The following is a 14,013-nucleotide window of genomic DNA, read 5'->3' on the forward strand; positions in this document are numbered from 1 at the left end:
GAGGTGAAAAATGTGTCAGTCAATTTTTTATCCGTGCTTTTTTTCGGATTGATTCTCGGGATGAAACATGCAACTGAACCGGATCATGTGATTGCTGTGTCCACAATTGCCAGCAGGACAAAAACTTTAAAGAAATCCAGTTTAACAGGAGTATATTGGGGAATTGGACACACCGCTACCCTTTTGTTGATCGGGATGATCGTGATCGGATTAAAAACAGCTATTCCGGAGAAGGTTTCATTGACATTGGAATTATTCGTCGGGATTATGTTAGTGATTTTAGGAATTTTAAGTCTTCGCGATGGCAGGCACAAACTGGCGCGAAACGATGAAACGGAATATACAAATATTAAATCATTGATCATCGGTTTTATTCACGGTTTGGCAGGAAGCGCGGCAATGGTGCTGTTAACGATGACAACTGTTGAAAGCTATTTTCAAGCGTTTTTATACATCTGCATTTTCGGAGTCGGGACGATCGTCGGCATGTTTTGTTTTACAACCATTCTCGGTCTGCCGTTTATTCTCGGAAGCAAAGTGAAAAAATATGTTCCGTTCATTTGCTCGCTTGCCGGAGCAATTAGTATATTATACGGCATCTTTTATATTTATGAAATCGGTTTTAAAGACGGATTGTTTATATAAATCGATTAATTGCTTAAAACCTCGTTTGGATCACTCCATCCAAATGGGGTTTTTTCATGTGTATTGGGATTATTTACAAAATTATTAAAGTATTATTAAAACACCTATTATTTTTACGCCGCACAGCGGTGGAGTGATGGCGCTTCAAGTATTTAATGAGACTGAAAAGTTTTTGATTGGTGCCTATACGAGTGAACCGGATGTAACTGATGCCGGGAACTCCCTTACGATCGGCATACCGCCGCGTTATGACGGCTACGTGGAACCTTTTACAGATTATGCTATGAAACGGTTTGGCAAAAAATTAGCCGCTCTTCCGCCGTCTACACAATATGGGAAAGACTGGGCAAAAACTTTGCTTCCACAATGGGAAAAGAAGGGCGGAAAGGTTGTATATCATTCATCCATTGATTTTTCAAAGGAAACCGACTTTTTCACCATTGTCACAAATGCTCTTAAAGAAAAACCGGATGTTCTATTTATAGGCGGAGCTTCAGAACCTACCGCAAAAGTGGCAAAGCAAGCTAGAGAGCTAGGATTTAAAGGCGGATTCATTATCATGGATCAGGCAAAACTGGATTTTATGGAAAAAATAACAGGTTCCTATGACGTATTAGAAGGTTCTGTTGGAGTGCTGCCGCTCGTAAAATCTAATGATCCGGGAGCGCCGGCATTTGCCGAAAACTATCGAGCAAAGTTTAAAGATGAACCTAGCTCTGAATCAGGGCTCAACTATATCGCTACGTATATTTTCGTTGAAGCGATGAAAGCGGCAAAAACTGTTGACGATGCGGAAGCTATTCGCAAACATATGCAAGATGGACTGGATAATCTGCCAAAAGACAAACGCGTATACGAGATTCCATCAATCGGTGATGACGGAAGATTGGAAGTGAAACGAAAAATCGCGGTAGTAGAGGATGGTCAAATTGTTTTAAAAGTAGTAGATTAATAGGTTTTCCGATCGGATTGAGCAATGATTGAAAATTTAAGAGGCTTCCTGAATGGGGAGCCTCTAAATACATTTTCCAATGCACTGTTAATGAATATTCGGATATCGGGCATGAAAAAGAGAATTGCTGTAAAGTTTCCAGTTATATATTTATAGATCAGGGTTCCATGTGCACTATTATCATTCGCTTATCTTTTCCAGTAATTGGTCATACAGCTTTTGCGTTTCGTCCCTGTCTTTTTGATTCAAAATGATATAATCATCATCTTTTTCGATATATACATACGGTGCACGCCCTTTGTAAACAAACAATTTTCCTCCTCCACCGTATGGCTCTTTTAGCCGAAAAGATCCTTTCAAACGATCAAAAGCCGCAAAGCCATTACTTTTGGCAACGACCTCGGGAAGTTCATCCAACAGCTTCACACGGTCAATCTCATCAATCGGCCATTCCACCCCATATAAACCCGTTACCTTCAACTGTCGGTCATTTATGATCACATCATGCTCCTTAAGTCCCAAATAGCCTAAAACGATAACGAATGTGATCACAATAGCCGCAACAATTCCGGTAATCCAATAATATTTTTTCCGTTTATGCTTTAGTTCATATTTTTGTACATAGATCGAACCGCCGAGCAGTACGATGAGAAACAGCAGCATGCCTATTTCAAATCCATATGGGATTTGAAAAAGTGCTAAAATGACCGAAATGAACAAAATGATGAACGTATAAAACAGCAATCTACCAATTGCCTGCGGATAACCATTTTCAATTAATTGCTGCTGTTCTTCTTCTGGTCTGTTGTAGAAGCCCGATATTAAGCTGTAATCTTGCTTCTTTACGACTAAATACGTCAGGCCCCCGTGTATGATAAGTGTGAACCCCATAGTGATTAAAAAAACGATCGTATCTGTTGACACAATGGTTCCCCCTTACGCTTTACAAAACATTTTGATTATTTCTACGGTTTTATCTTACAAATGTTTCACTCGCATAAATACCTAATGGAACTAAACCAATCTGAAGAAAGAAGAAAACACTTTTGATGGAAAAATCAGATTTTTCAATGATCCTCTCTTCCCTTCAACAGAAATTTTTGGAATAATAATTATAATGTAACGTATGGAGAGGAGCAAGCGTATGGTGATTGCACTTGAAAATGTTTCGCTCATTCGCAACAAAAAATATATTTTGGAGAATATAAATTGGAATGTTGATGAAGGCGAGCATTGGTGTATTTTAGGAAGAAATGGAGCGGGGAAAACAGCATTGCTCAATTTGTTAAACGGCTATTTGTTTCCTTCAAAAGGAACGGTTTCCGTCATTGGATTTACTTTTGGAAAGGCAGATTTTCGCGAGGTTCGAAAAAAAATCGGCCTTGTCAGCTCATCGCTCCAAGAAAAAATTTACGGACATGATCTTGTTGAAGAAGTTATTTTGAGCGGAAAATTCGCGTCAATCGGCTTATATGAAACACCGGATGAACACGATTTAGAAGAGATGGGGTCATTGATGACGCTATTCGGGGTGGAAAAACTAAGCGGGCGTACATATGACAGCCTTTCCCAAGGTGAAAAGCAAAAAGTGCTGATTTTGCGGGCGCTTATGCCTCAGCCGAAGCTCCTTATTTTAGATGAGCCGTGCAATGGTCTTGATATATTGGCGAGAGAAGAACTTTTAGGGCTGATTGAAACAATTGCCAAAAGGCCAAATGCGCCAACGATCCTGTACGTGACGCATCATGTTGAAGAAATTTTGCCTTGCTTCACCAATTCCCTGTTATTAAAGGAAGGAAAGGTTTTTGCTGAGGGAAGAACAGAAGAGCTGCTTTCAAGTGAACGATTGTCAGACTTTTTTGAAGCAGGCATCGTGGTGGAAAATTTTCATGGCCGATATTATGCGAAGCTTTTGCAAAACAATCATAATAGATTGTTATAGGGAGAGTGGGGCTGTCTAATAAGTCGATTTTCCGGCTTATAGACGCCCCTTTAATGGTTTAGAAATGTTGATATATCAATGTTTATGATGTTTCGTTTTCAATGGATTTTGACTTTCTAAGACACCCTTTTTCGGATTTCAGTGGAAAACTGCTTTTTCTTTTTTGAGCATTCTTTTGATCGAGCGGTCTGCTTCTCTTAAAACAATTTCCTTGTCGAGTGTTTTTATTTTTTTGTTTTCCATTACAATCTCCCCATTTATAATGGTTGTTTCTACATTATCCCTTGAAGCAGAATAAACGATCCGCGAAATCGGATCAGCTTCAAAGGAAGGGAAAGTATGAAAATGATGTAAATTTAGAATCACTAAATCTGCTTTTTTGCCGATTTCAATACTGCCAATCTCTTTTTCCAATCCGACCGCTTTTGCCCCGCCGATGGTCGCCATTTTAAATACCTCTTTTGCTTTCATTGCGGAAGGGCCGTGCTTCGGCTTTTGGATGAGGGCTGCAAGCTTCATTTCCTGAAACATATTTAAATTATTGTTGCAAGGCGCTCCGTCTGCGCCTAAGCTTAACGAAACTCCCATTTCCATCAGCCCGGGAATATCCGCAATTCCTGAAGCTAATTTTAGATTAGACCCGGGGCAATGGCTAACATTTACTCCTCTGTCTTTAATGATTTTCTTTTCTTTTTCATCCAGCCAGATGCAGTGCGCCAAAATCAATCGTTTATTGGCAAGTCCAAGATAGTCAAGATATTCGATATTTCGCATCCCTGTCTGCTGTTCAACCAGCCTGATTTCTTCCTGATTTTCCGCTGCATGAGTATGAACTTTTACTTGATATATTTCAGAAAGCCGTTGAACTTCTTTTAACAGTTCTTCTGTACATGAAAGGACAAATCGGGGAGAAAAGGCATATTGAATTCTTCCGTTTGCAAACATATGCCATTTTTCAAGCAAATCAACGCTTTCTTGGAGAGAATCAGTTGTTTTTTCGCGAAGCTCCATTGGCACATCGTCGCCACGATCCATCATCACCTTGCCTGATAAAGCTCTGATTCCGCTTCCTGCAATCGCTTGAAACGCTGCTTCTGTATGGTGAACGGTTTCCATATCGACAATCGTTGTGGTCCCGCTTTCAATCAATTCTCCAATGCCGAGCAATGCGGAATAATAGATCGATTCCTCATCATGTGCTGCTTCCAATGGCCAAATTCGTTTTTTCAGCCAATCTAACAATTCTAAGTCATCCGCCCGTGAGCGGAAAAGTGTCTGACATAGGTGAACATGGGTTTGAATGAAGCCCGGAATGACGGTCCGATTTTCTGCATTGATGATTTGATCGGCGTCACATGCAAGATTTTTCCCTATGTTGCTTATGATGCCATTTTCGATGAAAATATCTCCCGTGAAAATTTCATCCGCATGATTCATCGTAATAATTTGTGCGTTTTTGATCAACAGGCTCTTCATATTCCTTTCTCCTTGCTATAAGTATTGAAATTCATTCTAAGAATGTATGCAGATAAATTCAATAAAAGTGTAAGAATTTATGACAAAAATAAAAAAATGTGGAAAAAAACTTAACAAAGAAATAATCAAACATTTTGAAAAATTGTAAAATCATTTTTAAGAAAAGAGGTGGTTTTTTGAAAGACAAAAGCCTTTTGACAGAACAGAGGCAATCATTAAAAAAAGATATTGCGAGAATTTACAACGAAGTAAATAAAGAAATTTTTCAAACAGGTGTGATTCAACTGCGAGTTGAAGTAACGGATGAAAAAATTTTAATTTTCGGGTTGCATAAACGGGATCCTGCTTTGCAAATTCTTGAAAAAGTAGATGGAGCTTTGACAATGTGGGCAGATTCGTTATTAATTGATGAATTTAAAAAGCGATTTAAATATAAAATGGAAACAATTGTCGGACTAAACGTTTTTTCGGTTTTAAAAGATTATGATCCTTCCACTGGCTCAGCATGCATGACAATTATTCTTAAAAAAAATGAGTTAGCTTGAAGGACGTTTTCCGTCCTTTAGGCTATCCATAGATCATTCGGTATTGTTTTGATCCTGTTTACGGGATGGAAACAAGCCGTAGGAAAGAAAAAACTTATTGTTTTTCTTTTCCTGCGGCTTTTCTTTTTTCACAAAAGTAATCATTTGTTCGGAGGGGAAACGGCATGGAATTTCGCTACCAGGGAGAAGCATTTGAACAGAAATTTTTTGCAAGATTAACGAGTAAGGAAATTGCTGAATTGCCAAAGCAAAATGCTTTAATCATTTTGCCGATTGGCGCAGTTGAACAACATGGGCCTCATTTACCGGTATTTACTGATTCTTTAATAGCGGAGGGGATTTTGCATTCAGCTTGCAAACATTTAAAAGAAGAAGATAATATTTGGATTTTGCCTCCAATTGCGTACAGCAAAAGCATCGAACATCTCGGATATGCAGGAACCATCTCATTATCTGGGAGCACTTTAGAGGCAATGATCAAGGATATTGCCGCAAGTCTGAAAAAAAGCGGATTTAGAAAATTCGTCTTATTTAATTCACATGGAGGAAACCATGATTTACTCAATTCCGTTGCCCGCGATATCCGCATTGAAACAGGTTTGATGACTTTCCGGTTGAACAGCTATGACTTCAATGTCTCAGAGGATCTCATTGAGGAAAAAGAGGCTGCATACGGAATCCACGGGGGAGAAATCGAAACATCCTTCATTCTTTCCTTCAAAACCGATTGGGTGAAAAAAGAGCTTTGTCCCGATGAGTTCATCCAGTTTCCGGAAAGCGCAAAGCATCTTCAATTAAAAGGCAGCCATTATGTTGCCTGGAGGATGGAAGATATTTCGAAATCCGGGGTTTTAGGAAATGCAAAAAAAGCTTCAAAAGAAACGGGAGAAATCATCGCCAACCGTTTGGGTGAAAAGCTGGCGGTTGTTTTGCGGGAAATGGCGGAATTCGAAATGGATGATCTCATCAACATTTCTACCGAAAAGCAGTACAGTCCTTTGACATAGAAAGGATGATCAATTGTTTCAAACATAAAGAAAACTTTGGAGGTGTGGAAGCATGGCTTGGAAAAAAGAAATACAGCAGCTTTTAGGGAAGGAAAAAGTTCTGTTCGATGCAGCTTCAAGAGGAAAATTTTCTAAAGATTATTATTGGTATTCACCCATTCTCACACAAAAGCTAAAGGATAAACTGGCCGATTGCATCGCCTTTCCGGAGTCAGAAGAGGAATTAGTTTCGTTAATATCATTCGCCGTAAAAAGAAAAATTCCGATTACGGTCAGAGGTGCTGGAACAGGAAATTATGGTCAGGCCGTACCTCTTCAAGGCGGTATTGTGATCAACATGACGAGGTTTCATCAAGTACTTGAAATCGGCGAAAACGCTGTAACGGTACAAGCGGGAATAAGAATCGGCAAGCTTGAACGGATATTAGAGCGAAGCGGAAAAGAGCTGCGAATTATGCCGAGCACATATATTCAAGCAACGATTGGCGGTTTTGTGGCGGGAGGATCGGGAGGAATCGGCTCCATTACATGGGGCAATTTGTGGGATGGCAATGTGCACAGCGCTTCGGTTTACACAATTGAGGAAAAGCCGAGAAAAATTGTTGTTTCAGGCGATAAACTCGAGCAATATATTCACAATTACGGAACTTTAGGTGTCATGACAGAGCTGCAATTGCCAATCGAGGAGAAAAGAGATTGGATGCAAGCAATGGTTTTTCATGACTATTTAGATGAAGCGATAAATTTCGCCCATCAATTTTCGGGCATAGAAACTATGAAAAAAAGGCTCTTATCAGTATGTGAAGGAGCTTTAACAAAGCATTTCGCTCCTTTAAAACAATATATTTTGCCTGAAAAAACGTTAACGATGATTGAGGTCGATGAAAAAGCAAAAAGTGAATTTGTCGAACTCGTTTCCGAACATAAAGGAATATTGGCACATACCATTCCTGCCAAGCAGTATCGAAAAGGGGTCCGCCTTTCGGATTTTACTTGGAACCACTCCACGCTGTGGGCCTGCAAAAATGAAGACAATATTACTTACTTGCAAGTTGAGTTTGATATTCAACACCTTTATCATCAAGTCCATTTGTTAAAAAAGGAATTTGGTGAAGAAGTCCTTCTTCATTTTGAATTTATAAAAAGAAACGGAGCAATTATTCCAACGGCCTTGCCGGTCGTTCGCTTTACAAGCGAGAAACGGCTGTATGAAATCATACAATTTTTCCTGAATATAGGAGCTAAAGTGCATGATCCGCATACTTATTTGTTGGGATTCGGTGGTTGGAGTTTACGAATGGATGAAATCATAAAAACCAAGCAAAAAAATGATCCGTTTCATTTGCTGAATCCAGGAAAAATAGCGGACGTCACCTCTTATGCACAAGTGTAACGATGGGAAAATGAATTGAAACGGCTGAAATATACCGAAAAAAGTTCTTATTATCGGCACTAGGTTCTTGGCATGAAGCAGAAATGTAACTAGAAAAATATCAAAAATAGTAGGAGGATTCGTATGCAGGCAAAAGGGAAGGGATATACAAAAATCTTCATTTTATTTCTACTCGTTCTTTTAGCTGGATGCGGCAGCCAATCAGCTTCAACTAATAACGAAGAAGTCAAAGAGGACTCAGAAAAATTGGAAAAAGTGAAGCAAGTCACGAACTGGTTTGCGGAACCGGAACATGGAGGCAACTATGCAGCTTTGATGAAAGGCTTTTATAAAGAAGCAGGCATTGATATGACAATAGAGCCAGGCGGGCCGCAAGTTTCCCCCATTCAAATAGTGGCATCTGGGGAAGCCGATTTTGGAATCACTCAAGCTGACGATATTTTATTAGCACGCGATAAAGGAATACCCATTGTGGCGATCGGAGCCATTTTTCAAGTGAATCCGCAGGCGTTGTTGTACCATGCTGATCAAAATATTAAAGATTTTTCCGATTTGAATGGGCGAACGGTGTACACGGCACCTGGAACAGGGTACTGGGCATATATAAAAAAGGCCTATCAGCTCGACAATGCGAAAGAAATGGCATATAGCGGACAGTTGACCCCATTTATAGAGAATAAAGAGTCAGTTACCCAATGCTACATTACGGCAGAGCCTTTCGCCTTAAAGCAGCAAGGAATCGAAACGAAATATTTGCTCATACACGATTCCGGCTACCAGCCTTATGGCAATGTAATATTTACAACCGAAAAAATGGTCAAAGAAAAACCTGAACTCGTCAAACGGTTTATGGAAGCGACAACGAAAGGGTGGGAGTATTATAAAGATCATTCGGATGAAGTAAATCCATTTATACATGAATATAATCCTGATTTATCAATGGAGGCGCTCGAATATGGGGCTGAACAGCAGCTGAACTTAATTTTCGGGCACGATGCGAAAGACCACGGCTTCGGCTATATGTCTCAAGAACGGTGGAACACCTTGCAAAATCAACTCTATGAACTAGGTTTAATTAAAAAGAAAGAAGATATCGCCAATGCCTACACAAACGAGTTTTTGGCGAAAAATTAAAAATGCGCCTCGGAGCAAGTTGGGCAAAAAGGGGAGAAAGCTATGAGTCAACTGCATTTGCTGAATGTTTGTCTGCCGCTTGAAGATCCTGGTTCTCTCTTTGAAATCATCATTAACGATGATCGATATGAAAAAATCACAAAGCAGCCTTCTTATCTTCAGCGCGAAGACTTTAAAACTTTAGAGGCCATTAACTCATCCTCCGATTCATTCATTGATTGTCAAGGATATGTGTTGCTGCCCGGCTTTGTTGATGCTCATATGCATTTAGATAAAGCCTATTCTCTCAGGAAAGTTCCGAACGCAAGCGGGACGCTTCAAGAAGCAGTAATAAATTACCGGAAGCAATCTCCCCATTTCACGGTGGAAGAAATTGAGTATCGGGCGATGAAAACTGCACTGAATGCACTAAGCCATGGTACAACAGCCATTCGCACACATGTCAATTTTGAATTGCCTTTAGGGGAAGACGTCGTGTTCCGGGCGTTGACAGCTGTTTTAAACGTAAAAGAAAAATTAAAACAATACATTACGATTCAAGTCATTCCAATGTTTTTACTGCCTGACGACGATTCGAAACGAGAGCTGGAATGGATTGAACAAGCGATCAAAATGGGGGCTGATGGAATTGGCGGAGCTCCTCATTTAGCTGAAAACCCTGAGAAGCAAATTGACGGTTTATTTTCATTGGCGGAAAAGTACGACAAACCGATTGATTTGCATGTAGATGAAAGTGATGATCCGAACGTATGCACACTGGATTATATTATCCAAAAAACAATGGAGCGGCAATTTCACAATCGAGTTGTAGCCGGCCACCTTTGCTCTTTGGCGCCAATGGAACAAGAAAAAGCTCTTTCTTTAATTAAACGGATGGCGGCGGCACAAATTGGAGCGGTGACGCTGCCGGGTGCCAATATGTACTTGCAAGGTCGATTTGATCAAGGGATTGTCCGCCGCGGCGTCACAAGAATTCATGAAATTTTGCAAAGCGGGGCGACGCTTGCGGCTGCTTCCGATAATGTTCATGATCCATTTCATCCATTCGGGAAGGCGGATTTGCTGCAAATCGGTTTGCTAACTGCATATGTTGCCCATTTAGGAAGCGGTGAAGGCCTAAAACAAATTATTCGGATGATTACCGAATATCCGGCCAAATTATTAAATTTAAATAATTACGGTGTAAGATGCGGAGCGAAGGCAAGCTTCGTTCTATTAAAAGCTAGATCAGTAGAAGACATCTTTACGAATCTGCCTGTTGAAAGATATGTGTTCCGAAACGGAAAACTGCTCTATCAATCTAAAAAAGCTGAACATTGGAACGATCGCCAGTTGTTGATGTATCAGCACGAGACGGAAAGCCAATATGTAAAATTTGAAAGGAATTTACAATATGTATGACCTTGTATTAGAAAATATCAGACTGCCCAATCAAGAAAGGCATCATTTTATCGGGATTCAAAACGGGATCATTGCTGAAATTTCCCCTTATCCCCTGCAAGGAAAAGCAGTGATAGACGGCTGTGGAGATTTAGCCATGCCGCCATTTGTCGAACCACATATTCATCTTGATACGGCATTTACTGCCGGAGAGCCGAGCTGGAATCAAAGCGGCTCGATATTAGAAGGAATTTTATTATGGAACGAACGGAAGCAAACTTTGACGATGGAAGATGTCTACGAGCGAGCCAGGAAGGCGCTGAATCAGTTAATGAAATTCGGTGTTTTATATGTAAGAGCGATCGCGGATATTTCCGATGAACGCCTCGTTGCTTTAAAAACATTGCTGAAGCTGAAATCAGACTTGCAGGACATCATCCATTTGCAAATCATTGCTTTTCCTCAAAATGGTTTACTCTCTTGTCCGGAAAATCAGGAACGGATGCTTGAAGCAATCAAGCTGGGCGCTGACGGGGTAAGTGCTGTTCCTCACTTGGAAAGAACGAGGGAGGAAGGGATCGAATCCATTCAATTCTGCTTTTCTTTGGCTGAAAAATACGGCCTATTTCTTCATTTCTTTTGTGACGAAATCGATGATCCGCAATCGAGGTTTATTGAAACAGTTGCATCATTGGCGATTTCATCAGGACTGGAAGACAAAGTGACTGCAAGTCATGCGTGTGCAATGGCCTATTATCCGGATAATTATGCTGCCAAATTATTAGATTTGATTGCGAGTTCCAAAATTCATATTGTAGCTTGTCCTCTGATCAACACGGCAATGCAAGGAAGATATGATTCCTATCCTAAAGGGCGAGGGATTACGAGAATAAAAGAGATGCTGCAAAAAAATATCAATGTTTGCATCGCCCATGACGATATCATGACCCCGTTTTATCCGTTAGGTAACGGGAATATATTGCAGGCTGCACATATGGCTGCTCATGCAGGTCATTTAACGGGAATGAAGGAATTGGAGGAATTGATTAACATGATATCGATAAACGGAGCCAAAGCTCTGCAAATTAACGATTACGGAATAAAGGTAGGAAATGAAGCAAATATCATTACGTTCCCGGTTGATCATGCTATAGATTTGATTCGCCTTCAGCCCCATTGCCGCTATGTGATAAAGAAGGGCAGAGTTTTGCTTCACACCAATCCGATGGAAACCGTTTTTTATATGTAATTTAAAAGGCTTTGATTCTGTCCCAATACTGATATAGAAATATTCAAATCGGTTTTTATTTGTAATTTTAAAAGGTTAGGAGCAGAAAGCTTTATGGCAAATATTTTAGTTGTTTTTTATAGTGCTTTCGGACATATAAGACAAATGGCGCAATCAGTTTGCGAAGGAGCAAAGGCGATTGAGAAAACAGATGTACGATGTGTAAAAATTCCCGAATTTACTGATCGTTTAATTCCGGCTATTAGAGAAAATCCGTTGATGATTGATAAAAAAGGAATTTCCGCAACATTTCAAATTGGAAAGAGAAAAGAAAATTATGAGCGTGAAAGCGAAAAGCAGAAAATATTTAAAACAGCGGAAATAGAAGATTTCCACTGGGCAGATGGAGTGATATGGGGATTTCCGACGTATTTTGGATCGATGCCGTCCCAAGTTAAATATTTTTTAGAAACTATCGGCGACCTTTGTGTGGAAGGCGTACTGGAGGGAAAGCCCGCGGGCATCTTTACAAGCGCTGGTTCCATTCATTCCGGGCATGAAGCGGCCATCTTAACATCCATCGTACCGCTTCTCCATTTCGGAATGATCATTATCGGATTACCTTATACTCAAAATCCGGAATATTTAACGGACGCCCCCATTGGCGGAACTCCGTATGGACCAACAGTTTTAGCCGGCCCTGATGGTTCGCGAAAGCCGTCTGATGAAGAATTAAAAATGGCCGGTCGCCTGGGGAGAAACGTGGCGTATATTGCCAACGCATTGTGCATGCAAAGAGAAAGAAACAGTTGATGATTGCGTTTGAACAAAACAATCATTCTCATTACTTTTCTTTCATAAGAGGGGAATTGTTATGGACTATATCCATGAAATTTTAAAGATTGCAACAACTGAGCCAAAAAAAGCTGTGCTTGCTACTATTATTGATGTGGAAGGCTCCTCTTACCGAAAAGAAGGAGCAGCAATGCTGATTCAGGAGGATGGGGAAACAATCGGCGTAATAAGCGGCGGTTGCCTTGAAAATGACCTGCAAGAAAGGGCGAAGCTTTTGCTTGAGGGCGAGTCGCAATGTATCGTATATGACTTGAAAAGCGAAGATGACTTGTCGTGGGGAAAAGGCGCCGGCTGCAACGGCGTCATACGCATCCTGTTGGAGTGCATCGATGACCGTTTGCGAAAGCATTTATCCCGGCTGCATGATTTGCTTCAAAACGGCAAGGACGTTTTCATCGTAAAACAACTCGGCAAAAATTTTTCCGTAAGCAATTATTTATTTTTTACAGAAGACACGGAAACGTTCGGGGAATGGGCTGGTGCGGTACCGAAACAAATCGATGCCATAGCTGCGCAAGAGAAAAGCGGATTAGTTTGGGTCAATGAACTGTCCTCATATGTATATGTTCAGCGATTTGAGCCTAAACCGAGATTGATTATTTTCGGTGCCGGTTCGGATGCTGTACCACTGTCGCATTTCGCTTCGCGGACCGGTTTTTCGGTTATCGTTAGTGATTGGAGAGAAGCGTTGTGCAATAGATGGCGTTTTCCTGATGCCGATCAGCTTATCATCGCTTTCCCGCGGGAAGCGGCAACGAAAATATCTTTTTCCCCCCGCGATTTTGTTGTGTTGCTGACACACCAATTTCAACAGGATCAAGAGCTTTTAAAGCTGTTGTTGCAGCAAAACCTGCGATATATCGGGGTCATCGGTTCAAAAGAACGGACAAAACGCTTGCTGGGAGACCAGGAAATTCCCCCGCACGTTCATTCACCTGTCGGCTTGTCTATTGGGGCAGAAGGCCCTGAAGAAATCGCGATCAGCATTTTAGCAGAATTAATTCAATTGACAAAGCTTCGATCTCCTCAGAAGGTGCGTGCATAATGAAGCCGCAATCACATTTCACAAAAAGCCAGGCGCTAATCGGAATGCCAAAGTCACTTGACCAATAGACGAACCGATGGTTATGTACCGACGCGGTATCTAAACTTGTCAAGCCCCTTTTTAGAGTTCTTTTAAAGTCGGCTTGGAAAAGTCGATAGCAGAGCAAGCGGTGCAATTGCACAAAACAGCCGTTTATTCAACTGGAAATCATCAACGATCTCATTTTTCAATACGAAACTTGATACGCAGCAATAAGTTGTTTGATGAGGATGCTGCCAAGCTGGATCGCTTGCCGAGTACGCCGATTTTGTTATCCCTATTTAAGGAAGCGGACAGGCGATAATGGTGCACAATCGGTCAAATGCGGACGTCCACAAGGCATTTCCGTTTCTAATCGCAATATGGTTGCAA

The 14,013-nt window shown here is 40.8% G+C and carries 13 protein-coding genes and 1 pseudogene; 12 read left to right on the forward strand and 2 right to left on the reverse strand.

Going from position 1 to position 14,013, the window contains the following annotated elements; genetic code table 11:
• Positions 1-12: 12 nt before the first annotated feature.
• Both NSU19_RS07820 and NSU19_RS07825 read left to right on the forward strand, forming a co-directional pair.
• Positions 13-645 carry an urease accessory protein UreH gene (locus tag NSU19_RS07820; protein ID WP_339199655.1) on the forward strand — a complete coding sequence of 211 codons (633 nt, stop codon included), beginning with the start codon at positions 13-15 and terminating at the stop codon, positions 643-645.
• Positions 646-736: 91 nt separating this feature from the next.
• Positions 737-1,597: pseudogene (locus tag NSU19_RS07825) on the forward strand (ABC transporter substrate-binding protein); the annotation flags it as partial.
• Between the two features lie 180 nt (positions 1,598-1,777).
• On the opposite strand, the gene NSU19_RS07830 reads toward NSU19_RS07825, so the two are convergent.
• Positions 1,778-2,521, reverse strand: coding sequence for a DUF3784 domain-containing protein (locus NSU19_RS07830; protein WP_242009367.1), 744 nt, complete (start codon positions 2,519-2,521; stop codon positions 1,778-1,780).
• A 220-nt stretch (positions 2,522-2,741) separates the two neighbouring features.
• Here NSU19_RS07830 and NSU19_RS07835 point away from each other — a divergent pair, with 220 nt between their 5' ends.
• Complete coding sequence (locus NSU19_RS07835; RefSeq protein ID WP_339195106.1) at positions 2,742-3,539, forward strand: ABC transporter ATP-binding protein; 798 nt, start codon at positions 2,742-2,744, stop codon at positions 3,537-3,539.
• Between the two features lie 138 nt (positions 3,540-3,677).
• Here the strand turns inward: NSU19_RS07835 and NSU19_RS07840 are convergent, their stop codons facing one another.
• Positions 3,678-5,015 (reverse strand): 5'-deoxyadenosine deaminase, encoded by a 1,338-nt coding sequence (locus NSU19_RS07840; protein WP_339199658.1) that lies wholly within the window; start codon positions 5,013-5,015, stop codon positions 3,678-3,680.
• 176 nt (positions 5,016-5,191) lie between these two features.
• Between NSU19_RS07840 and NSU19_RS07845 the strand changes: the two genes are divergently transcribed.
• The 9 genes from NSU19_RS07845 to NSU19_RS07885 all read left to right on the forward strand — a co-directional run bounded on the left by NSU19_RS07845 (position 5,192) and on the right by NSU19_RS07885 (position 13,945).
• Positions 5,192-5,560 (forward strand): Na-translocating system protein MpsC family protein, encoded by a 369-nt coding sequence (locus NSU19_RS07845; protein WP_063386888.1) that lies wholly within the window; start codon positions 5,192-5,194, stop codon positions 5,558-5,560.
• Positions 5,561-5,724: 164 nt separating this feature from the next.
• On the forward strand, positions 5,725-6,567 hold the full coding sequence (locus tag NSU19_RS07850) for a creatininase family protein (RefSeq protein WP_339199661.1): 843 nt from the start codon (positions 5,725-5,727) through the stop codon (positions 6,565-6,567).
• A gap of 52 nt (positions 6,568-6,619) precedes the next feature.
• A complete protein-coding gene (locus NSU19_RS07855) occupies positions 6,620-7,960 on the forward strand; it encodes an FAD-binding oxidoreductase (protein WP_339199664.1) in 1,341 nt (446 codons plus the stop codon).
• Between the two features lie 123 nt (positions 7,961-8,083).
• Positions 8,084-9,094, forward strand: coding sequence for an ABC transporter substrate-binding protein (locus NSU19_RS07860; RefSeq protein WP_063386891.1), 1,011 nt, complete (start codon positions 8,084-8,086; stop codon positions 9,092-9,094).
• 42 nt (positions 9,095-9,136) lie between these two features.
• Positions 9,137-10,495 (forward strand): amidohydrolase family protein, encoded by a 1,359-nt coding sequence (locus tag NSU19_RS07865; protein ID WP_339199667.1) that lies wholly within the window; start codon positions 9,137-9,139, stop codon positions 10,493-10,495.
• Positions 10,488-11,723 carry a cytosine deaminase gene (codA, locus tag NSU19_RS07870; protein WP_094245579.1) on the forward strand — a complete coding sequence of 412 codons (1,236 nt, stop codon included), beginning with the start codon at positions 10,488-10,490 and terminating at the stop codon, positions 11,721-11,723. The genes NSU19_RS07865 and codA overlap by 8 nt, the downstream gene beginning before the upstream one ends.
• Before the next feature lie 93 nt (positions 11,724-11,816).
• A complete protein-coding gene (gene wrbA / locus NSU19_RS07875; RefSeq protein ID WP_063386893.1) occupies positions 11,817-12,515 on the forward strand; it encodes an NAD(P)H:quinone oxidoreductase in 699 nt (232 codons plus the stop codon).
• 61 nt (positions 12,516-12,576) lie between these two features.
• The gene (locus NSU19_RS07880) at positions 12,577-13,602 is read left to right on the forward strand and encodes an XdhC family protein (protein WP_339199670.1); all 1,026 of its coding nucleotides are present in this window, start codon (positions 12,577-12,579) and stop codon (positions 13,600-13,602) included.
• A gap of 169 nt (positions 13,603-13,771) precedes the next feature.
• Positions 13,772-13,945, forward strand: coding sequence for a hypothetical protein (locus NSU19_RS07885; protein WP_339200068.1), 174 nt, complete (start codon positions 13,772-13,774; stop codon positions 13,943-13,945).
• The last annotated feature ends 68 nt before the right edge of the window (positions 13,946-14,013 follow it).

This window comes from Aeribacillus sp. FSL k6-2211 (genome assembly GCF_037966125.1).
GTDB classification, from domain to species: Bacteria; Bacillota; Bacilli; order Bacillales; family Aeribacillaceae; genus Aeribacillus; species Aeribacillus composti.